This window comes from Pelagibius sp. CAU 1746 (assembly GCF_039839785.1).
Lineage (GTDB): Bacteria > Pseudomonadota > Alphaproteobacteria > Kiloniellales > Kiloniellaceae > Pelagibius.
In genome coordinates this window covers 1,714,229-1,733,411 of sequence record NZ_JBDOQT010000001.1, presented here as the reverse complement: position 1 = coordinate 1,733,411, position 19,183 = coordinate 1,714,229, and the positions used below count along the sequence as shown (strand labels likewise).

Sequence of the window (19,183 nt, the reverse complement as noted above, 5' to 3'; positions counted from 1 at the left end):
GCTGCCGATCGATATCAGCGCCCGGGCCCAGTTTCCGGTTTGGGCCTCCGGCCTGGCGGCTTTGCTCGGGAGTTCTGCTAGGCGTGGTCGAGATGCCCCGCTATTTCGTCCTTGATGCGGAGCTTTTCGCGTTTAAGTTCAATGATGCGGAGATCATCGGGATGCGGCCGGTGCTCTTCCTCGTCAATTGCGTTTTCGATGGCCGCGTGCTTGGACCGCAATGACGCGATACGCTCATCTGCTGGCATTCGGAACCTCCAATGAGCCTTTGGTACATTGCTATGCTAGCCTACAAGCGATTTCTTTGCAATTGAGTGACGCCCGAAAATGGGCCCGGGACGGGTTAAAATCGTGACACAAAATCAACGTTTGATCGTTGGGATCACGGGCGCGAGCGGCGTGCGCTACGGCGTGCGGATGCTTGAGATTCTGCGCGATTTGCCGGTGGAGAGCCACCTGGTGCTCTCCAAGGCGGCGGAAACCACCCTGGCCTATGAAACCGACCTCAAGGTCGCCCAGGTCAAGGCCCTGGCCGACGTGGTCTACCCGGTGGGCGACGTGGGCGCGGCCATCTCCAGCGGCTCCTTCCAGACCCTCGGCATGGTCATCGCCCCCTGCTCGATTCGCTCCATGTCGGAGATCGCCACCGGCGTCACCTCCAACCTGCTGACCCGCGCCGCCGACGTGGTGCTGAAGGAGCGCCGCCGCCTGGTGCTGATGCTGCGCGAGACGCCGCTGCACAGCGGCCACTTGCGCTCCCTCCTGGCGCTCTCGGAAATGGGCGCGATCATCGCCCCGCCGGTGCCCGGCTTCTATGCCAAGCCGGAGTCGATCGACGAGATGGTCGACCACACGGTCGGCCGCGTGCTCGACCTCTTCGGGCTCGAGGCCGGCAAGGTGAAGCGCTGGGGCGAGGAGTCAGGCAAAGTGCGCCCGCTCAGGGGCTGAATACGTCTCAAGCCCTCAGCGGGTACCGCCCTGCAGGGCCGCATAGAACGCGCCGACCTTGTCGACCAATTTCTCCGTTCGCCGTCCCGAATAACCATGTCGTCGCGCCAATTGCGCAAGGCGCTCGCTCTCCTGGTGCTGCCCGACAGCCGCTTCTATGGCCGCAAGATTTGCATAGGCCAGCGCATAGCCGTCATCGAGCGCCAGGGCCGCCTGCAACTCCTGCCGCGCCCTCTCGAAATTCCCCATCATCATCGAAGCCGCGCCGATGTTGTTGCGTGCCATGGCTTCTACATTCCAGGTGTAAAGCGACCAAGTGAGATAGATCAGCTTGCGGCGCCAGGGCTGCGACTTGACCGTCGCCAGAAACCGCTCACCGGCCTCAATCGCCTCGGCATAGCGCTCAGAGTTCAGTTGCCGCCGGCTGAGATAGAGATCTTTCAGGAAAGTGCTCGATATCCTCCCGGGAATGAAAAACAGCAGCGCGACGAAAAAGACCACGTTGTAGTTGCCGGGATTGGCCTGCAGATAGAAATGGACGGCGGCAAGGGTCACGGCCAGCACGGCCGCCACCAGCAACAGATAACTGGCAGCCCTAGTCATCCTTTCATCTCAATCGCTTTGCTCCTCCAGCAAGCGGATGGCGTGCACCGGGGCCACCTCCGGGCAGGCGCCGTGCAGGACGGCCGCCAGGTCGGCCAGGTCGTCGTCGGTCGGCAGCGGCTTGAAACGCGTGAGATAGAGCCGCAGGTTGGCGGCGACGGCTTCGGCATCGCCCGCGCCTTCCGGCACCTCCAGTTCCTGGTACAGCACCAACTGCTCCAGCATCTCGGCCTGCAGTTCCAGGCTCTTGACCTCCTCGCGGAAGGCTTCGCCCAGATCCTCGGGCACGGCGACCTGCTGCTTCAGCCAGCGCCGCGCCGCGCGCAGCGGGGCCACCACCTCGTCGTGCCAGGGCCGCGAGGCCGAGCGCAGCAAGCCCAGCTCGGCGTTGTCGAGCCGCCGCCCGCGCGCGCCCGCCCAGGCGCAGAACAGCAGCAGGTTCACGTCCAGGCCGTGGCGGTCCTGCAGGTCGAGGCAGGCCTCGGCCACACCGGGCCGACCGTAGACGCTGCCGGAGAAGTGCCAGAACGGCGTCTTGTCCGGCGCGGAGGCAGGTTCCGTCTGCGTCATGGCGAAAACTCCCCAAGATAGGTGCCCAGACCATGTGCGGTGTGCACCAGCGGCCCGTCCAGGTCGACGGCCTTGTAGCCGGCGATGGCTTCGGCGATGGGGATATCGACCACCTGGCGGCCGCTCCAGGCCACCATGCGGTCGAACTTGCCTTCGGCGATGAGATCCACCGCGCGCACTCCAAAGATCGAGGCCATCAGCCGGTCGCGGTCGGTGGGCATGCCCCCGCGCTGCAGGTGGCCCAGCACCGTCACCCTGGTCTCCGCGCCGGTCTCCTCGGCGATGCGCGCGGCGAGGTAGTGGCCGATGCCGCCGTAGTTCACCGCGCCCGCCGCCTGCTTCTGCTTCACCGGCTCGCCTTCCTCGGTCCTCACCGCCTCGGCCACCACTGCCAGCGCGAAGTTGCGCCCGCGCTTGCGGATCGACTCGATCTTGGCGGCGATCCCGGCCATCGTATAGGGAATTTCCGGGATCAGGATGATGTCGGCGCCCCCGGCGATACCGGCGGCGATGGCGATGTGGCCGGCGTCGCGGCCCATGACCTCCAGCACCATCACCCGCGAGTGGCTGGCCGCCGTCGGCTGCAACTGGTCCAGGGCATCGGTCGCCACCTTCACCGCGGTGGAATAGCCGATGGACATCTCGGTATGCCCCAGGTCGTTGTCGATGGTCTTGGGCACGGTGACCAGGCCGATGCCGGCTTCCTGGGCCAGGCGCCGCAGGATCGCCTGACTGCCATCGCCGCCGATGCCGATCAGGGCATCCAGGTCCAACTGGCGGTAGCCCTCGATCACCTCCGCCACGCGATTGACCCGGCTGCCGTCCGGCATCTCGTAGTCGAAAGGATTGCCCTTGTTGGTGGTGCCCAGGATGGTGCCGCCGCGGCGCTGCAGCGTGCCGTCCAGCAGATCGGGGCTCAACCCCAGCATCTCCGCCTCCACCGGCCGCGCCAGCAGGCCGGCGGTGCCGTTGCGGATACCGACCACCTGCCAGCCGTAGTGCCCGGCGGCCCGCAGGACCACCGCCCGCAAGACCGCGTTGAGGCCGGCGCAGTCGCCGCCGCTGGTGAGCACCCCGATCCGTTTCTGCCCTGTGGATTTGACTTGGGCCATAACCCCTCTTCGTCTCTGCGCGCCCACCTTGGCGCGAAATTAGCGCTGTCCGGGAGACTTTAGAGTCCTTTTAAGGCAGATTGAACCGTAGTGCCGGGCGGCGGAATGGAAATCGGCCCGCCCCCGGGCCGCCGCCCCCCGCAAGACTCCCACCCGTGGCGCCAAAAGAGTATACTGGGGCCTCTTGAAAACCGTTCCTGAGCGCAATGGATCAACCAGATTTCGAGCAGATGCGTCGCAAGCTGGCGGAGCTGAAGTCGGAGCACCGCGACCTCGACGACGTGATCAGCCATCTCATCGAAACCCGTCCCTTCGACCAGCTTCAGCTGCAACGCCTGAAGAAGCGCAAGCTGGCGCTGAAAGATCAGATTTTGAAGCTGGAAGACGCGCTTCTGCCTGACATCATCGCCTGAGGCCCCGACATCATCGCCTGAGGCAATGTCGCCTGCGCCTGGACGCAGCGTCCGTCAGGACTCCTCCCGGCCGCCGCGCTTATTGGCGTACATCGCCCGGTCGGCCGCTTTGAGGGCATCGTCGGCCTGCTGATCGCCGCTCAGCGCGTGGACACCGTAGGCAACGCTGACATGAAGCGGCGCGCCCTCCCAGACCACCTCCTCGGCGGCGATGGCTCCGGCCAGCAGCCCCGCCTTATCGGCGGCCGCGTCGAGGCCCGACTGGGCCAGGATGACGCCGAACTCGTCGCCGCCCAGACGTCCGACGACGTCGGACGCGCGGGTGTCGCGCAGCAGCACCTCGCAAACCCGCTTCAGGACCGCATCCCCGGCGGCGTGGCCGTGGGTGTCGTTGATGACCTTCAGGTCGTTGACGTCGAAATAGAGCACCGCGCCGGCCGCGCCGTAGCGTTCTTCGAAGGCGGCCATACGGCCCAGTTCGCGCACGAAGGCCCGGCGGTTCAGCACCGGGGCCAGGGAATCCTGGTCGGCCAGCTGCTCCAGATAGCCGGCCCGCTGGCGCGCCTCCTCCACCTCCTGACGCAGGGAATAGACTTCCGCCATGAGCTGCTGCAGCGCCTTGCGGACCTTCGGCGTCAGCTCCGATTCGGGAATTCCCATGACGGTCGCCACGTCTTCGGCGCGCGGCACCGGCTGGGGCTGAGCCGCATTGCGATAGGCGGTCTCCGCCCTGACGGCGCTGCCGCCGGTCACTGGGGTGGCCCCGCCTGTCTTGCTTACCTTCATCCTGGCATCCGTCGCTTGCCGAGCGGCCGCACCGCCCGGCGAAACCCCGGCGACGCCCCGAATCTAGCACGAAGCTTAGTGCGGGAGGGTAAACGCTTCCTTGCGGCGCCGGAACCCGGGATCGCCACGAAAACATCCCGATGCCCGAAATTCCGCCCTTTTCCGCGCCCTCCAGGGGGGCTCTGCCGCCGCGGCGCTGCCTGCTTGCGCGCCGGGAGGCTAGTCCGGATAATGCGCCCCTTTTTCGGGAACCGCCCCAAGGCTGCAGAAAACGGAAGGTACGATGGCGCAAGCAACGCCCCAGGTCGGCATCATCATGGGCAGCCAGTCCGACTGGCCGACCATGAAGCACGCCGCCGAGGTTCTGGATACGCTGGGTGTCGCCTACGAGGCGCGCATCGTCTCGGCCCACCGCACCCCCAAGCGGCTTTACGACTACGCAGGCAGCGCGCGCGAGCGCGGCCTGAAGGTGGTCATCGCCGGGGCCGGGGGCGCCGCCCACCTGCCCGGCATGACCGCCGCCATGACGCCGCTGCCGGTCTTCGGCGTGCCCATCGAGAGCAAATCGCTGAAGGGCCAGGATTCGCTGCTTTCCATCGTGCAGATGCCGGGCGGCGTGCCGGTCGGCACCCTGGCCATCGGCAAAGCCGGGGCGATCAACGCGGCCCTGCTGGCCGCCGCCGTGCTGGCGCTCGGCGACCCCAAGATCGCCGCGGCGCTTGACGAATGGCGGGCCCGGCAGACCGAAGCCGTGGCCGAACGCCCCTCCGACGACGGCTGACCGGGGGACATAGACCTTGCCCGAACACCCCACGCACGATCTGAGCGCCCCCCTGGCCCAGCCTCTCGCTCCGGGGGCCACCATCGGCATTCTCGGCAACGGCCAGCTCGGCCGCATGGCGGCGCTGGCCGCCGCGCGCCTGGGCTACCGCTGCCACGCCTACGGCCCCGAGGCCGATGCCCCCGCCAACCAGGTCTGCGACGCGGCGACGGTGGCGGCCTATGACGACGAAGCGGCGCTCGCCGGCTTCGCCGCGGCGGTCGACGTGGTGACCTTCGAGTTCGAGAACATTCCGCTGACCACGGTGAAGGTGCTGGAAAAGCTGGTGCCGCTGCGGCCCAGCGCCCAGGTGCTGTCGATCTGCCAGCACCGGCTGCGCGAGAAGGAATTCTGCCGGGCCGCCTCCGTTCCGACCGCCGACTACCGCCCGGCCGAGGACCTGGACAGCCTGCGGCAGGCGGTCGAGGAGATCGGCACCCCTTGCATCCTGAAGAGCGCCGAGCTGGGTTACGACGGCAAGGGTCAGGTGCGCATCGCCGCGGACAGCGACCTGGAAGAGGCCTGGAACGCCATGCGCGGCCACGCCGCCCCCTCATCTTCACAAAGGGCCATCGGCATCGTCGAGGCCGTCGTCGAGTTCCGCATGGAGATATCGGTTATCGTCGCGCGCGGCGCCGACGGCACGACGCGCACCTATGTGCCGGTGGAGAACCGCCACAAGAACCACATCCTGGACGAGACCATCGCGCCGGCCAACCTGGCGGAAGAGGTCTCCGACCGCGCCGAGGCCATCGCCCGTCACCTGGCTCAGGAAATGGATCTGGTCGGCCTGCTGGCGGTGGAGATGTTCGTCACCCACGACAACAAGGTGCTGGTCAACGAGATGGCGCCACGCCCGCACAACTCGGGTCACTGGACCATCGACGCCTGCGTCACCTCGCAGTTCGAGCAGTTCGTGCGCGCCGTCGCCGGGCTGCCCCTGGGCTCGACCGAACGCCTCTGCGACGCGGTGATGAAGAACCTGCTGGGCGACGAGGCCGACGACTGGAAGAAGATCCTCGGCGATCCCGGCAACAAGCTGCACCTCTATGGCAAGGCCTCAGCCCGCCCCGGACGCAAGATGGGGCACGTCACCCGGCTGATTCGCCGCTAACGGAAGGCCCGCCCGGCCCGCCGTGGCGCGGGCAGAAGCGGCTCAGGGCATCCTCGATCTGCTCGGCCAGCACCGGCTTGATCAAGATATCCGAGGGATGATCGGCCTTGATGCGGTCGATGGTTTCCTGCTCGTTGGAGCCGGTCACGTAAACCGTCGGCACCGCCTTGTGCCGGTAGATTTCGTTGGCGGCGTCGACCCCATCCCGCACGCCCGCCAGGCGCACGTCCATGAAGATCAACGCCGGGTCCTCCTCCCGCGCCAAACGGACGGCCTCGTCCGCCGACTTGGCGATCCCGCAAACGCCATAGCCCATGGCCTCGACGAGGATCTTGAAATACTCGGCGATCATCCGTTCGTCCTCGACGATAAGGATCTTGGGCGCAGCTTCCATGGTGTCTCTCAAGTCCTTGCCAGGGGAATCGTCATGACCACTTCATGGCCGTCGGCGCCGGTGGTTTCGAGTTCCGCATCCAGTTGGGCGACCAGTGAGCGCACGATCATGTCGCCGACGCTTTCGCGTCCGCCCGCACCCCGCACCCGACTCGCCTCGGGACGGCCGACGCCGTTGTCGCCGACCGAAAGGCGAAGGACATCCTTCTCCTGGGGGTGCGCGGCGACGGAGATCACGCCGGCCCGTCCGTCCGGAAAGGCGTGCTTGGCCGCGTTGGACACCAACTCGACGACCATCAGGCCGATGGGAACCGCGCATTCCAGATGCAGCGGCACGGAAGCGATATCCGTTTCGATACGCAGGCCCCGCGAGTCCAGCCCGGCGCCCCGTGCCTGATGGCGGCACAGATCCTCCAGAAAACTGCGCAGGTCTACCGTCGCCAGGTCCCGCGAGCCGATGAGGTGCTGGTGGACGAGGCTGAGCGCATGGACACGGGCGCGAATTCCGGCAAGCCGCTCCTCCACGGAACCCGTGCCGCCGCCTGCCGCCTCCAGCGCCAGCATGGCGTCGATGAACTGAAGATTGTTCTTCACGCGGTGATAGACTTCTTTCAGCAGGATATCGCGGTCGCTAAGCGCGCGGCGCAGTTCCTCGTTGGACTTCAGCAGGACCCTGGCATCCGCGTTCTCGCGCAATGCCGCCCACAGCAGCAGGGCGACGATGCTGCCGGCAGCCGTGATGGCCATGACGCTGAGCCGGAAGTTGGCGTTGATGAATCCGCCCTCGACGGCGATGAGCGCAAGCCCGCAAAACACGAAGGGGCCGATGGCCGCGAAGGGCAGGGTCCGCCGCAGCATCGCGCTGCCGGGGCCGGGACCGACGAGAATGCGCATCCACCCCCAGGTCGGGCGCGACAATAGCAAAGCCAGAAACAACAGAAAGAAGGCAGCGGCGGTGTGCAGCGCCATCGACGAAAAAGCCAGGACCTCGAAGAGGGCTTGGCTGTCGAAGGCGTACCCCGTCAGCGCCAGCAAGGTGACGAAAAGGCCTATCCCCACGAGCAGGCCGAAGAGATCGCCGTTGAGGTAGACACCGCGGCGGCGGCGGATCAACAAGGCGCCGGCGCTGAGAGCCAGGCAAACGGAGGTGGCCGGCGACATATGGATCGCCGCACGATCATCGCTGAATTCGAAGACCAACTGATCGATGCCGCGATCGGGCTGCGCCGCGAGCAGGACCAGGTTGGCCAGTGCGACTCCAAGGGCCGTCAGGGCCAAAACGCGGCAGCCGGGACGCTGGGAGGTCCGTGACCACGCCGTCGTCTGAATGACGCAGAGGCCGCAGGCCATCAGCCCGAAAGCGGTGCTGACGGCCATACCCGGGAGCCCCGGCAGGATGCGGCGCACGGACGCGACGTCGAGGCCCCAGCCAACCAAAAGCACACAAACGGCAAGTAAAACCACGATCACGGCCAAACCGACCGCAAGGCGCTTCAGGAGTCGGTCTCTGGCGCGCCATCTCGACGGCCACACGCTTAATTCTGACGCCAGGATGTGGTCTATAATCAATTCACCCGAATACAGTAATATGGCGAAGCGATCACCAGCGGCGCGGCACCTTTCGACACTATGGGGCCGGCGCTTAAGGCATCCTTAATCAGAATGGGTCTCGAAGTCTTGTCCAAAAACGGATCGGACAGCCGGCAATTCCACGAATGGGAAAATTTCCGCAACGCCGCGCAACCACTAGCCCCCGGCGTCTCCCGGGATCTTGTCGTCCGACCAGCGGGCCCTCAATCAACTGCCCGGAAAGGCGCGACCGGGTAACGACAGTCCGGGGAGAGTTATCTATCATCCAGGAATGGGAAGCCGAGAGTGGAATATGCCGCTCCGTGACGAGATGATGCCGATTTCATGAAACGCATTACCGACGAGGACGAGATAGAAAGCGCCGATATCCGCGCGCTTTTCAGATACTGGCGAAGCAAGTGTCCGGAAGGCGGGATTCCGCGCCGGGCCGATATCGATCCCGTGGACATCCCGCGGCTGATGCCCAAACTGCTGATCGCCGACATCGAACGGAATCCCTTCCGCGTCAGGTACCGCCTGGTCGGCACCCGGATCGTCGAAATGACGGGTTTCGAATTCACCGGCCGATATCTCGACGAGATCGCGCTGGAGGATTACGAGGGGCCGTTCCAGGAGTGTTACCAGACGGCTTGCGAAACGAAATCGCCGATCATCACCCGAATCAGTTGGAGCCTCACACCCGGCCTGACAGCCGAGTACGACGTTTGCTTCCTGCCCCTGTCCGATGACGGGGAAACCGCCAACATGGCGTTGTCGCTGGAGTGCTATCAGAAGGTGGAGCGGGACTTCACGCTCTTGGCGGGCCGTGTCTACACGGCCACCAAATGCCCCGACCGCTAGATCGGATCTATTTCAAAGGCATAGAGCAGAGTCACAGGGCCGCTGGATCGCCTTGGGCGATTCCGGCCAACCCTGGTCTGCTGTAGGTCGTCTAAACGTGGACTGCGGCGGCCGCGGCGCCGGGCCTTAGCGGCGGGCGCCGTGTCTCGGCCCCGGCCGGCGGGGCGACGTCATGGCTCCGACGATACGCTCCGGCAGGTTCAGGACCGCGCCGACCCCCTTGCCCAGCCGCCCGGCCACCTGCAGCACCTCCGAGATGCGGCGGTCGAGGAAGGCCCAGGTCGCGGCATAATCTTCCGACTTGTCGTTCAGCCAATACAGCAGGGTCGAGGAATAGACCGCGCTCAGAAGAGCCCGCTTGCTGTAGAAGTTGTAGTCCGTGGCCTTGTCGCCGGCGGCATACCAGATCGCATCCACCGTACGGCAGAGACAGGCGAGACCCGCCGCCGCGTTCTGCGGCAGGGCGAAGAAATTGAGCCCGCTGCGCACGGCCTCGCGATGGGCGGCGACGGCCTCCAGGCGGGCGCGCACTCCGGCGGCCACCTTCTCGCGCACCTTCATGGCGTCCAGGTCGAGGCTCTCCAGCGTCTCCAGCATGTGGCGGTCGGCCTCGCCGCTGAAGGCGCGGATCAATTCCAGTGGGCCACCGGGAAAGAGACGCTGCGCCTCCCCGGCATCCAGACCCAGGTCGCGGGCCCCGGCGTCGATCGCCGTCCAGGTCCAGCCGTCGAAGGGAACGTGGCGCAAGGCAGCGTCCAGCAGGCTGCGCCGCTGGCGCGCCAGCTTCTCCGCTGCGGCACCGTCGATCGGAGTTTCGCGCCGCGGCGATTCAACCATGGCTCTCTGCCCTTTCCCGTTCCAAGCTTCCCGCCTCTTCCGGAACGGCGGCCTGCGGGGAGCGGCCAATCTCGCTGGTGAAGGCCAGCAGCGAGAGATCCGTCATGCGTTGCGGATAGAGGATGCCGTCCAGGTGATCGCACTCGTGCTGCACGACGCGGGCGTGGAACCCCTCGGCCTCTCGCTCGATCGAGGCGCCTTCCAGGGTGAGGCCACGATAGCGGATCCGCGTCACCCGCGGCACCTGGCCCATCAGGCCGGGGACCGAGAGGCAGGCCTCCGGCCCCAGGGACAACTCATCGGTCAGCGGTTCGATGACCGGGTTGATGAGCACCGTCAGCGGCACGTCGTCGCGGCCGAGCGCCGCCTCGTCCTCCGCCGCCGCACGGCGTCCGGAAACGAAGAACACCACCACCCGCAGCGGCACATGCACCTGGGGCGCCGCCAGACCGGTACCGCCGGCGTCGTCCATGGTTTCCAGCATGTCGCGCACCAGCGCCGCGATTTCCGGCGCCGTCGGATCGGCCACGGGCGCCGCCTTCTGGCGCAGCACCGGGTGGCCCATGCGGGCGATTTTCAAAATGGCCATGAGGTTCAATATGGCCTTCCCCCGCGGCCGGGTAAAGGTGCCGGATCGCCCCGCCGCCGGCTCCGCCGAGCCAGGCGGAGATCCCGCCGGCCCGCCCGAGAAAGGAATTTATTCTCTTCTTTCTGACGCAAGACCGAAGAGCCTCCCCGGGAAGGGAAATGGAGCGCGGAGGCTTGGAGAAAAATGGCGGAAAACCGCGACGGAACGCGAAGAATCGGCCGCCGCGGGCAAGGCGGTCGCGGGCGGAAAACCCTTAGAAACCCCTTCCTTTTTCCCAAACCCTGTGATAGGAACCCCTGTCTCTGCGGCAACCGTGCCGCGGAAATGGTTTTTTTGCCCTTATTGTTGAGCAATCCGGCCCGAAGGTCTGTCGGGAGACAGGCTTTCACGGCTTAAGAAAGGAGCGCAGAGCGTCTGTGCAAGTTCAGGTTCGAGACAACAACGTCGATCAAGCCCTCCGCGCGCTGAAGAAGAAGCTGCAGCGCGAGGGTGTCTTCCGGGAAATGAAGCTGCGCCGCAACTTTGAGAAGCCCTCCGCCCGCAAGAAGCGGGAGCGGGCCGAGGCCGTGCGCCGCTATCGCAAGCTGCTGCGCAAGCGCATGGAGCGCGAAGGCTTCTAGAGCCCTTCCGCACCCCTGTTCTGCGGGGGAACCGACGGGCGCCTGCTTGAAGGCGCCCGCTCAGGCTCCTGCAGGAGTGCCCGGGAAGACAGGCTCCAGCAGCCGCTTCCGATCAGAGGACGAAAAAAAGTGCCGCCAGGCCGCCACCGCAAGGGTGCGCGGCCTTTGTCGTTTGCGGGCCGTAAGCCGCACAGCCGGAGGCCTTGCAGGCTTAGGCTGCAGTGGCGCCGTTGGGGTGGCACGCGATCAGCTTGGCCATGTGGACGGCGGGCACCTCGACGCCGTTGCCGCCGGGGATCGACAGCCGGCGGATCTCCTGATAGCCGAGCCTGCGGTAGAGCGGCACGCCGGTGAGGCTCGCCCAGAGCTCCAGCAGGCGGAAACCGGCGGCCTGCGCCTCCTCCTCGACATGGCGCACCAGGCGCGAGCCCAGGCCGCGGCGGGCATACCTGGGATGCACGAAGACCGAGCGGACCTTCGCCGAGGTGGGGGAGAGGACGGACGTCTGCTCGTCGATGCCGGCGCCCGGCGCCTCCGAATGCGGCAGGTGCCGGGCCCAGCCGCCGCTGGCGACCACCCGGCCCTCAACTTCGACGCTCCGGTCCTCGATCAGGTAGTACGTCCCACCGTGGACCATCGCGGGATCGTAGGTGCCGTGGGTGATGAAGGCTTCCAACTCCGCCGGGCTGTAGTCGGCCGCGCCAAGCCCCTGCACCGAGAGGAAATGCATGGCGTCTATGGCCGGGATGTCTTCCGGGGCCGCGCGGCGCAGCACCAGTTCGGCTGCCGCGTCCCGTGGTCGATCAGGGCACTTCGGTTTTTCTGTCATGGCGCGCTGCGGGCCTTCATATCGGCGTGGAACGGCACACTGGTGGATGGGGTGAGGTGGATGGGGTGCGTGCAGTGCGGGTTGCCGGAACCAGAGGCCGCTGCCTCCAACTTCCGCGACGGTGTCGCCGCATGAACCGCCGCGGGAGCTTGATGCCGACCGGGCCCCGGCCCCAGCACCGCACGCCACGGACAACTTGGCAGAGGATTGTTTCAGCCTGTTTTCGCGCGGCAGGGCAAAGTGTTTTGATTGTTTCTCCAGGCATAAAAAAGGGGGGCACCGCCCCCCTTTTTTACATCCGAATTGCCGCTCCAACGCGCCCGAGCAGGCCCGGCTTCGGGCCCCCGCTCCACCCGGCGGTCTCAGGCGACCAGGGCCTGCTCCATGCGGCGCAGGGCGGTACCCCGGGAATCGGTTTCGCCCATCTCGCTGAACAGCGACGCGGCGCGGCGATAATCTTCGGCCGCCCCGAGCCCGTCGCCCATCCGCGCCCGGCAGTCGCCGCGTCCCATGTAGGCCCAGGGCTCGGTGGGATTGAGCGACACATCGTACTCGAAGTCGGGCAGTGCCGCCGCGAAGCGCCCTTGGCGCAGCAGGAAGCGCCCTCGCTTCTGGAAGTAGCAGCCGTTACCCGGCTCCAACTCCACCGCCCGGTTGAGGTCCGCAAGGGCGCCTTCGCGCTCGCGCAGCCGCTCGCGCCAGGCAGCCCGCTCGGCATAGCCGCGCGCGCAGGCCGGCGAGAGCTGCAAGGCCCGGTCGCAGTCGGCAACCGCCTTGGCGTAGTTCTTGATCTCGCCGTAGCAGCGGGCCCGGTCCAGGAACAGCGAGGCACGGCCGTCGCCGCGGGTCAGCGCCGCATTGAAGTCGATCACCGCAAGGCGCAGTTGCCCCAGTTTGCTGTAGCACTGGCCCCGGCGCGCGTGTGCCTGCCAGGAGCCCGGATCGAATTCCAGCTCACGGGTGAAATCCTCGATGGCGCCGCTGTAGTCCTCGAGACGCTGCAGCAGGCGGGCACGATTGGCGTAGACCGGCGCGAAGGTCGGATCCGCGGCGATGGTGCGGTCGAAGTCCTCCAGCGCCTCGGTCAGCTTGCCCTGCGCCTCTCGCGCGATGCCGCGGCGATTGAGGATGGAGGCCTCTTCCGGGGCGAAGCCGGCGGCGCGCGTCAGATCGGTCTCGGCCTCGGCATAGCGCTTCAGGCGATAGTAGGCGGCGGCGCGATGAAACAGGGTCACCACCTGCTCGCCACCCAGGTCGAGGGCGCGGGTGAAATCCGCCACCGCCTTCAGGTCGTCGTAGCGGTCCAGATGGCAGAGGCCGCGGTTGGAATAGGCTGCGGCAAAGCCGGCGTCGTGATGGATGGCGTTTTCGAAATCGCAGAGCGCGCCGGTCAGGTCGCCCTTCTCCCGGCGCACCATGCCCATGCCGTTGTGGGCCGCCGCCCAGCCGGCGCCGTGGATGCCGGCACGCTCGAAATCGTCGATGGCGAGATAGGTATAGCCCAGGCTGCGGTAGCTGTAGGCGCGCTCCAGGTAGTATCCGCCGTTGCGGGACTCACAGGCCAGCGCGGCGGTGAAATCCGCCACCGCGCCCTGGTGATCTCCGGCCTTGGCGCGGGCCAGGCCGCTGCGGAAGCTGTCGCCGCCGTCGTGCCGGCGCGGCGCCGCCGTGGCCGCCACCGGCGGATCCTCGCCCGCACCGGGCTCGACGGTCTGGACGCCCAGCTTCACTCCGAGGGAATCGAACAACAATTCCCGCGGCAAGGCCGCCGCCTCGGTGCCCTGCGGCAAATCCGCCGCACCGTTGGCGATCGGTCCCAGGACCAGAGGGTCGATTTCGATCGTTTCGCGCGTGCGGCCGCGGGCGGGCGGGTCCGTGGGAAGAAAATCACAAGGAATATGACGCGACAGCCTGAATCCGCTCTCCCGCAAGCCGTCCTGCGCTGCATTCTCTTGCTGGCCAACCATGGTATTCCCCCTAATGCGGGCCTTCGCCCCTTCGCACGATTTCTGGCCGCGAGCTTGCCCGAGGCGCGATGAGCGCTCTGTGAGGAAAATCACACCCTGGGCGAATGAGGGAGGACATTCCGCGGAAATCCGGGAAAATTCGCAAGGTCCGGCCGCGATCGGACCCGCAGACCGCGACGGCGCGCGGGCCGGGCCGGCGCCGCTGCATCCCCCGCGCGGACCGGCCCGTAGGTCCCGGGGAAAGAACAATCGAAACCAATTTCCCCCGGCCGTCACATGAGACTGAAACATTTGCGTTGCAGGGTCTCGCCTGCCGCTTCCGGCCGCGCGCCCCCGCCTGCTAAGCTCGCGGATGCGATAGCGAAAACGGCGCCCCTGCCGAGCTGGTCCAGTCAGGTTTCCGAGATGTCCAAACCGGTTCACCCAGCGCTTTGCCGCCCCCGCCGCGTCACCGCGGCCCTGCACGGCCTCGACGGCCCCCTGGCGCTGGCCACGCGCGAGGCCCGGCCGCGGCTGCTGGGCGCCAACCGGGCCTTCGTCGAGGCCGCCGGATGGGACGCCGCGAGCGTGATCGGACGCTGGCTGGACGACATCCGCGAAGATGGCGGCAGCTCCGCCCCGGACGCCGCCGGCCCGCCCCCCGTCGACATACGCCCGCTCTACGATGGTGCCGGACGGCACCGCCACTGGCTGGTGATTCACCGCGACGGCGCGGCGGCGACGGGGAAGACGCGCGCCGGCGGCAAGGACGCGGCGGCACCCGGTCCCGGCACGGATTTCCGCACCCTCGTGGAAGGCATCAGCAACGGCGTGCTGGTCCACCGCGACTTCAAGCCGCTTTACGCCAACGCGGCCTGTGCGCGGCGTATCGGCTTCGCGAGCGGCGAGGAGCTGCTGCGCGAGCCGACCCTGCTGCCCTTCCTGCCGATCGAGCTGCACGGCCGCGCGCTGCGCCGCCATGCCCGGCTGCTGGCCGGCGAGGCGCCGGGGCCGGCCCGCATCCTGCGCTGCCTGACGCGCAGCGGCGAGCCCTTCTGGGTCGAGGCTTCGGAAAAGCGCATCCTCTGGGAGGGCGAGCCCGCCGTGCTGGTCTCGCTGAACGACGTCACCGAGCAGGTGCAGATGCGGCGCACGGAGCTGATGCTGCGCGAGGCCATCGACAACCTCTCGGACAGCTTCATCCTCTACGATTCGGAACAACGGGTGGTGCTGACCAACCGCCGCTTTCACGAGATCCTGCCCTTCCACCCCAGCCAGGACGAGATCGTCGGCAAGCCGATGCGCGAGTTGATCGAGGCCAGCGTCGTCAACAACGCCATCACCGATCCCCGCGTCCTGCACGATCCCGAGCGTTTCGTCGAAGACTTCATCGCCGAGCGCATGAGCAAGCGCTCCAACATCCGCGAGGATACCTGGCCCGACGGGCGCTGGGACCTGGTGAAGGAGCAGCACACCCGCTCCGGCGGCTTCGTCAGCGTGCGCACCGACATCACCGAGCGCAAGAAGGCGGAGATCGCCCTGCGCGACCAGGAGAGCCTCCTGGAGCAGACCCTGGCGGAGCGCACCTCGCAGCTAAAGGGCGTGCTGGCCAACATCGCCCAGGGTGTCACCGTCACCGCGCCCGATCAAACGGTGCTGCTGGTCAACCAGGGCTATCTCGACATCTTCGGCCTGCCCGAGGAGCTGGGCCGTCCCGGCATCCATCTCTCCGAATACATCCGCCACGGCCTGAAGACCGGTGAGTACAGCCCGGAAGAGGTTGCCGCGGCCGGCGGCGAGGAGGGTTTCGTGCAGCACCGCCTGGCGGTGCTGTCCAGCGCGCAGCGCGGTGTCGCTCAGCGGACCCTGGGCGACGGCCGGGTGGTCGAGATCCGCCAGCAGCGGCTGCCCAACGGCTGCATCGTCTCCACCTACAACAACATCACCGACCGGGTCACGACCGAGCAGGAACTGCAGCGCCAGCGCGAGAAGGCCTATCAGAACGAGAAGCTGAGCGCCCTCGGCGCCCTGCTGGCCGGCGTCTCGCACGAGCTGAACAACCCGCTTTCGGTGGTCATCGGCCAGGCCGCTCTGCTGGAGACCCTGGCCGGCAGCGGCGAGATCGCCGAGCGCGCGGTCAAGGTGCGCACCGCCGCCGACCGCTGCGCCAAGATCGTGAAGACCTTCCTTTCCATGGCACGACAGCACCCCGCCGACCGCCGCCCCATCCAGGTCAACGATCTGGTGATGGACGTGCTGGACCTGGTGACCCACCAGCTCAGCACCACCGACATCGAGGTCACCTGCGATCTGGCGCCGGAGCTGCCGCCGCTGGCCGGCGACTCCGACCAGTTGAGCCATGTTCTGCTCAACCTCTTCATCAACGCACAGCAGGCCATGCTCGATACGCCGCCGCCGCGCCGCCTGGTCATCGCCACCGCCTACCAGCCAGCCAGCCGGCAGGTGCGCATCACGGTGCGCGACAACGGCCCGGGCGTGCCCGGTGACATCCGCTCGCGCATCTTCGATCCCTTCTTCACCACCAAGCCGGTCGGCCAGGGCACCGGCGTGGGGCTTTCGGTCTGCCACGGCATGGTCAGCGCCCATGGCGGCAGCATCTCCGTCGACGAGGCCGCCCATGACGAGAAGGGGGCCGGCGGCGCGGTCTTCACCGTCCTGCTGCCGGCGGGCGGCAACGCGCCGGCATCGGGCGAGAAGCGGGAAGAGGAAACCCCGAAGGCCGGGACCGCGGCGCAGTGCCGCGTTCTGGTGGTCGACGACGAGCCGGACATCACCGGCTTCCTGGTCGAGATTCTGGAGGCCGCGGGCCACGCGGTCGACGTCGCCGCCAGCGGCGAGAGCGCGCTGGCAAAACTCGAGCAGCGCGACTACCAGGCCATCGTCTGCGACCTGCGCATGCCGCACCTGGACGGCCCAGGCCTCTACGAGGCCCTGAAGGCGCAGAAGCCGCATCTGCTGGAGCGCATGATCTTCGCCACCGGCGACCTGCTGAACGAGACCACCGACACTTTCCTCAAGTCCACCGGCCGGCCCTGCGTCGAAAAGCCTTTCTTGCCGGCGCAGATCCGCGAACTGGTGGAGAAGGTCGCCGGCAAGCAAGAGGGCTGAGCGGTCTCTCCTTCCTTCATTCCTACCCGCGGCCGGCCAGGTAGTCGCAGAGCCGCACTTGCAGGTGGGAGATCGCATCCGGCAGGGCCAGGAAGTCCGCGATGGACATCATCCGCCAGTACTGCCCCTCCTCGCCGAAGCGGATGGCGGCGACCTCCGCCTGGCTGATCTCCGCCGCCAGGAAGTAGCTGTCGCGCTGCGGGTCCAGCATCGCGGGGTAGCGGCGGCACCAGTGGACCCGGCCCGGCACCAGGGCCAGGCCGAACTCCTCCTCGACCTCGCGCAGGGCGCAACCGGCCGGGGTCTCGGCCCCCTCGCGCCCGCCGCCGGGCAGGTCCCAGAGTCCCGGCCAGGGGATCGCGGGCGAGTCGTCGCGCCGATAGGCGACGAGTTCCGCGCCGCAGACCAGGGCGATCTTGGCGCCGGTGAAAGCTTCGCTTGCCATGCCGCAAAGCTGCCACAAGCAGGCCGCGAAGGTCGATAGCGGGAAAGAAGCAAATGGTCTAGGCTCAGCCCGACCATGACCGAACTGCCCAAGATCGAGACCCCCGAGACCGCCGCGCCGGAAGCCTTCACCGACCCGGAGGCCGCGGTGGAACGGCTCATCGCGCTCTACGGCCAGGCCACGGACTTCCTGTGCCACGGCTTCGACGACCTGCTGGCGGGCAAGGCGCCGCCGCGGCGGCTGCGCGCCTTCTACCCGCAGGTGGCCATCACCACCGCCAGCTTCGCCCATATCGACTCGCGGCTTTCCTACGGCCACGTACCGACACCGGGCCACTACGCGGCGACCATCACCCGTCCGGACCTGTTCCGCGACTACCTGATCCAGCAGTTGGGCCTGCTGCTGAAGAACCACGAGGTCCCGCTGGTGGTCGGCCCCTCGCAGACGCCCATTCCGCTGCACTTCGCCTTTCCCGGCGGCATGCATGTGGAAGGCGCCCTGGTGGAGCAGTTGGTCCACCCCTTGCGCGATCTCTTCGACGTGCCGGACCTGGCCGTCACCGACGACGCCATCGTCAACGGCACTTTCGAACCCAAGCCGGGAAAACCCCTGCCGCTGGCGCCCTTCACGGCGCCGCGGGTCGACTATTCCCTGCACCGCCTGGCCCACTACACGGCGACGCAGCCGGAGCATTTTCAGAACTTCGTTATCTTCACCAACTACCAGTTCTACATGGATGCCTTCTGCGAACTGGCCCGCGAGGCCCTTCAGGAGAGCGGCAACGACTACGAAGCCTTCGTAGAGCCCGGCAACCTGGTGACGGCGCGGGGGGCGGTGTCGCCAGCGGGCGGCCCGCGTCCGGAACGCCTGCCGCAGATGCCGGCCTACCACCTTAAGGCGCCCAACCACAGCGGCATCACCATGGTGAACATCGGCGTCGGCCCCTCCAACGCCAAGACCATCACCGATCATATCGCGGTCATCCGGCCGCACGCCTGGCTGATGCTCGGTCACTGCGCGGGCCTGCGCAACACTCAGGCGCTGGGCGACTACGTGCTGGCCCACGGCTACGTGCGCGAAGATCACGTGCTGGATGCAGATCTGCCGACCTGGGTGCCGATCCCGCCGCTCGCCGAGGTACAGGTCGCCCTGGAAGACGCCGTCGAGGAGGTCACCGGCCTGGAGGGCTACGAGTTGAAGCGGATCATGCGCACCGGCACGGTGGCCACCATCGACAACCGCAACTGGGAACTGCGCGACCACCGCGAGCCGGTGCAGCGGTTCTCCCAGTCGCGCGCCATCGCCCTGGACATGGAAAGCGCCACCATCGCCGCCAACGGCTTCCGCTTCCGGGTTCCCTACGGCACCTTGCTTTGCGTCTCCGACAAGCCGCTGCACGGCGAGTTGAAGCTGCCGGGCATGGCCACCGCCTTCTACAAGCGCCAGATCGACCGGCACCTCAAGATCGGCCTGCGCGCCATGGAGATGCTGCGCGCCATGCCGCCGGAACGCCTGCACTCCCGCAAGCTGCGCAGCTTCACGGAAACCGCGTTTCAGTAAGGCCAGACGGAAAACCGGGCAGGCCACGGCGGCCCGCCA

General features: G+C 67.2%; 20 protein-coding genes. 8 read left to right on the top strand and 12 right to left on the bottom strand.

Annotated features, from left to right (window positions below; translation table 11 throughout):
* Positions 1 to 77: 77 nt before the first annotated feature.
* The gene (locus AAFN88_RS08155; protein ID WP_347519714.1) at positions 78 to 248 is read right to left on the bottom strand and encodes a YdcH family protein; all 171 of its coding nucleotides are present in this window, start codon (positions 246 to 248) and stop codon (positions 78 to 80) included.
* Between the two features lie 79 nt (positions 249 to 327).
* Between AAFN88_RS08155 and AAFN88_RS08150 the strand changes: the two genes are divergently transcribed.
* Positions 328 to 948: a UbiX family flavin prenyltransferase gene (locus tag AAFN88_RS08150; RefSeq protein ID WP_347519712.1), complete on the top strand. Its 621-nt coding sequence runs from the start codon at positions 328 to 330 to the stop codon at positions 946 to 948.
* Positions 949 to 963: 15 nt separating this feature from the next.
* Here the strand turns inward: AAFN88_RS08150 and AAFN88_RS08145 are convergent, their stop codons facing one another.
* From AAFN88_RS08145 to AAFN88_RS08135, 3 genes are read right to left on the bottom strand one after another with little or no spacing between them, the layout of a single operon-like run.
* Complete coding sequence (locus AAFN88_RS08145; protein ID WP_347519710.1) at positions 964 to 1,551, bottom strand: hypothetical protein; 588 nt, start codon at positions 1,549 to 1,551, stop codon at positions 964 to 966.
* A gap of 9 nt (positions 1,552 to 1,560) precedes the next feature.
* Positions 1,561 to 2,121 (bottom strand): TIGR02444 family protein, encoded by a 561-nt coding sequence (locus AAFN88_RS08140; RefSeq protein WP_347519709.1) that lies wholly within the window; start codon positions 2,119 to 2,121, stop codon positions 1,561 to 1,563.
* The gene (locus AAFN88_RS08135) at positions 2,118 to 3,233 is read right to left on the bottom strand and encodes an ATP-dependent 6-phosphofructokinase (RefSeq protein ID WP_347519707.1); all 1,116 of its coding nucleotides are present in this window, start codon (positions 3,231 to 3,233) and stop codon (positions 2,118 to 2,120) included. The genes AAFN88_RS08140 and AAFN88_RS08135 overlap by 4 nt, the downstream gene beginning before the upstream one ends.
* A gap of 206 nt (positions 3,234 to 3,439) precedes the next feature.
* Between AAFN88_RS08135 and AAFN88_RS08130 the strand changes: the two genes are divergently transcribed.
* Complete coding sequence (locus AAFN88_RS08130; protein WP_347519705.1) at positions 3,440 to 3,646, top strand: DUF465 domain-containing protein; 207 nt, start codon at positions 3,440 to 3,442, stop codon at positions 3,644 to 3,646.
* A 54-nt stretch (positions 3,647 to 3,700) separates the two neighbouring features.
* Here AAFN88_RS08130 and AAFN88_RS08125 read toward each other — a convergent pair whose 3' ends face one another.
* On the bottom strand, positions 3,701 to 4,432 hold the full coding sequence (locus tag AAFN88_RS08125) for a GGDEF domain-containing protein (RefSeq protein WP_347519704.1): 732 nt from the start codon (positions 4,430 to 4,432) through the stop codon (positions 3,701 to 3,703).
* A 283-nt stretch (positions 4,433 to 4,715) separates the two neighbouring features.
* On the opposite strand from AAFN88_RS08125, the gene purE reads away from it, so the two are divergent.
* Positions 4,716 to 5,213, top strand: a complete 498-nt coding sequence (gene purE / locus AAFN88_RS08120; protein ID WP_347519702.1) for a 5-(carboxyamino)imidazole ribonucleotide mutase — start codon at positions 4,716 to 4,718, stop codon at positions 5,211 to 5,213.
* A 16-nt stretch (positions 5,214 to 5,229) separates the two neighbouring features.
* A complete protein-coding gene (locus AAFN88_RS08115) occupies positions 5,230 to 6,366 on the top strand; it encodes a 5-(carboxyamino)imidazole ribonucleotide synthase (protein ID WP_347519700.1) in 1,137 nt (378 codons plus the stop codon).
* Here AAFN88_RS08115 and AAFN88_RS08110 read toward each other — a convergent pair.
* Positions 6,344 to 6,760, bottom strand: a complete 417-nt coding sequence (locus AAFN88_RS08110; RefSeq protein ID WP_347519697.1) for a response regulator — start codon at positions 6,758 to 6,760, stop codon at positions 6,344 to 6,346. The two genes, AAFN88_RS08115 and AAFN88_RS08110, sit on opposite strands and share 23 nt — an antisense overlap.
* An 8-nt stretch (positions 6,761 to 6,768) precedes the next feature.
* Positions 6,769 to 8,136, bottom strand: a complete 1,368-nt coding sequence (locus AAFN88_RS08105) for a sensor histidine kinase (RefSeq protein WP_347519696.1) — start codon at positions 8,134 to 8,136, stop codon at positions 6,769 to 6,771.
* A 537-nt stretch (positions 8,137 to 8,673) separates the two neighbouring features.
* Here AAFN88_RS08105 and AAFN88_RS08100 point away from each other — a divergent pair.
* The gene (locus AAFN88_RS08100) at positions 8,674 to 9,189 is read left to right on the top strand and encodes a PAS domain-containing protein (protein WP_347519694.1); all 516 of its coding nucleotides are present in this window, start codon (positions 8,674 to 8,676) and stop codon (positions 9,187 to 9,189) included.
* A gap of 126 nt (positions 9,190 to 9,315) precedes the next feature.
* Here AAFN88_RS08100 and AAFN88_RS08095 read toward each other — a convergent pair whose 3' ends face one another.
* Together AAFN88_RS08095 and def are read right to left on the bottom strand one after the other, a co-directional pair.
* On the bottom strand, positions 9,316 to 10,026 hold the full coding sequence (locus tag AAFN88_RS08095; protein ID WP_347519692.1) for a COQ9 family protein: 711 nt from the start codon (positions 10,024 to 10,026) through the stop codon (positions 9,316 to 9,318).
* Positions 10,019 to 10,615, bottom strand: a complete 597-nt coding sequence (gene def / locus AAFN88_RS08090; RefSeq protein WP_347519691.1) for a peptide deformylase — start codon at positions 10,613 to 10,615, stop codon at positions 10,019 to 10,021. Before def ends, AAFN88_RS08095 begins: the two co-directional genes overlap by 8 nt.
* Before the next feature lie 416 nt (positions 10,616 to 11,031).
* Between def and rpsU the strand changes: the two genes are divergently transcribed.
* Positions 11,032 to 11,235, top strand: a complete 204-nt coding sequence (gene rpsU / locus AAFN88_RS08085) for a 30S ribosomal protein S21 (RefSeq protein ID WP_167223142.1) — start codon at positions 11,032 to 11,034, stop codon at positions 11,233 to 11,235.
* 211 nt (positions 11,236 to 11,446) lie between these two features.
* On the opposite strand, the gene AAFN88_RS08080 is transcribed toward rpsU, so the two are convergent.
* Together AAFN88_RS08080 and AAFN88_RS08075 are read right to left on the bottom strand one after the other, a co-directional pair.
* A complete protein-coding gene (locus tag AAFN88_RS08080; protein WP_347519688.1) occupies positions 11,447 to 12,064 on the bottom strand; it encodes a GNAT family N-acetyltransferase in 618 nt (205 codons plus the stop codon).
* A gap of 362 nt (positions 12,065 to 12,426) precedes the next feature.
* Positions 12,427 to 14,031 (bottom strand): tetratricopeptide repeat protein, encoded by a 1,605-nt coding sequence (locus AAFN88_RS08075; protein WP_347519687.1) that lies wholly within the window; start codon positions 14,029 to 14,031, stop codon positions 12,427 to 12,429.
* Positions 14,032 to 14,436: 405 nt separating this feature from the next.
* Here AAFN88_RS08075 and AAFN88_RS08070 point away from each other — a divergent pair, with 405 nt between their 5' ends.
* Complete coding sequence (locus AAFN88_RS08070) at positions 14,437 to 17,139, top strand: PAS-domain containing protein (RefSeq protein WP_347519685.1); 2,703 nt, start codon at positions 14,437 to 14,439, stop codon at positions 17,137 to 17,139.
* 22 nt (positions 17,140 to 17,161) lie between these two features.
* On the opposite strand, the gene AAFN88_RS08065 is transcribed toward AAFN88_RS08070, so the two are convergent.
* Positions 17,162 to 17,584, bottom strand: a complete 423-nt coding sequence (locus AAFN88_RS08065; protein ID WP_347519683.1) for an NUDIX hydrolase — start codon at positions 17,582 to 17,584, stop codon at positions 17,162 to 17,164.
* Between the two features lie 75 nt (positions 17,585 to 17,659).
* On the opposite strand from AAFN88_RS08065, the gene AAFN88_RS08060 reads away from it, so the two are divergent.
* Positions 17,660 to 19,144, top strand: coding sequence for an AMP nucleosidase (locus tag AAFN88_RS08060; protein ID WP_347519682.1), 1,485 nt, complete (start codon positions 17,660 to 17,662; stop codon positions 19,142 to 19,144).
* Positions 19,145 to 19,183: the final 39 nt, after the last annotated feature.

Excerpts from the sequence above, each read along its gene's own strand:
- AAFN88_RS08080 (WP_347519688.1), bottom strand. The coding sequence starts at position 12,064 with ATGACAGAAAAACCGAAGTGCCCTGATCGACCACGGGACGCGGCAGCC.
- AAFN88_RS08060 (WP_347519682.1), top strand. The coding sequence starts at position 17,660 with ATGACCGAACTGCCCAAGATCGAGACCCCCGAGACCGCCGCGCCGGAA.
- AAFN88_RS08125 (WP_347519704.1), bottom strand. The coding sequence starts at position 4,432 with ATGAAGGTAAGCAAGACAGGCGGGGCCACCCCAGTGACCGGCGGCAGC.
- AAFN88_RS08130 (WP_347519705.1), top strand. The coding sequence starts at position 3,440 with ATGGATCAACCAGATTTCGAGCAGATGCGTCGCAAGCTGGCGGAGCTG.
- AAFN88_RS08110 (WP_347519697.1), bottom strand. The coding sequence starts at position 6,760 with ATGGAAGCTGCGCCCAAGATCCTTATCGTCGAGGACGAACGGATGATC.
- AAFN88_RS08150 (WP_347519712.1), top strand. The coding sequence starts at position 328 with ATGGGCCCGGGACGGGTTAAAATCGTGACACAAAATCAACGTTTGATC.
- AAFN88_RS08070 (WP_347519685.1), top strand. The coding sequence starts at position 14,437 with ATGTCCAAACCGGTTCACCCAGCGCTTTGCCGCCCCCGCCGCGTCACC.
- AAFN88_RS08155 (WP_347519714.1), bottom strand. The coding sequence starts at position 248 with ATGCCAGCAGATGAGCGTATCGCGTCATTGCGGTCCAAGCACGCGGCC.
- AAFN88_RS08100 (WP_347519694.1), top strand. The coding sequence starts at position 8,674 with ATGAAACGCATTACCGACGAGGACGAGATAGAAAGCGCCGATATCCGC.
- purE (WP_347519702.1), top strand. The coding sequence starts at position 4,716 with ATGGCGCAAGCAACGCCCCAGGTCGGCATCATCATGGGCAGCCAGTCC.
- AAFN88_RS08140 (WP_347519709.1), bottom strand. The coding sequence starts at position 2,121 with ATGACGCAGACGGAACCTGCCTCCGCGCCGGACAAGACGCCGTTCTGG.
- AAFN88_RS08095 (WP_347519692.1), bottom strand. The coding sequence starts at position 10,026 with ATGGTTGAATCGCCGCGGCGCGAAACTCCGATCGACGGTGCCGCAGCG.
- AAFN88_RS08105 (WP_347519696.1), bottom strand. The coding sequence starts at position 8,136 with ATGGCCGTCAGCACCGCTTTCGGGCTGATGGCCTGCGGCCTCTGCGTC.
- AAFN88_RS08145 (WP_347519710.1), bottom strand. The coding sequence starts at position 1,551 with ATGACTAGGGCTGCCAGTTATCTGTTGCTGGTGGCGGCCGTGCTGGCC.
- AAFN88_RS08065 (WP_347519683.1), bottom strand. The coding sequence starts at position 17,584 with ATGGCAAGCGAAGCTTTCACCGGCGCCAAGATCGCCCTGGTCTGCGGC.
- AAFN88_RS08075 (WP_347519687.1), bottom strand. The coding sequence starts at position 14,031 with ATGGTTGGCCAGCAAGAGAATGCAGCGCAGGACGGCTTGCGGGAGAGC.
- def (WP_347519691.1), bottom strand. The coding sequence starts at position 10,615 with ATGGCCATTTTGAAAATCGCCCGCATGGGCCACCCGGTGCTGCGCCAG.
- AAFN88_RS08135 (WP_347519707.1), bottom strand. The coding sequence starts at position 3,233 with ATGGCCCAAGTCAAATCCACAGGGCAGAAACGGATCGGGGTGCTCACC.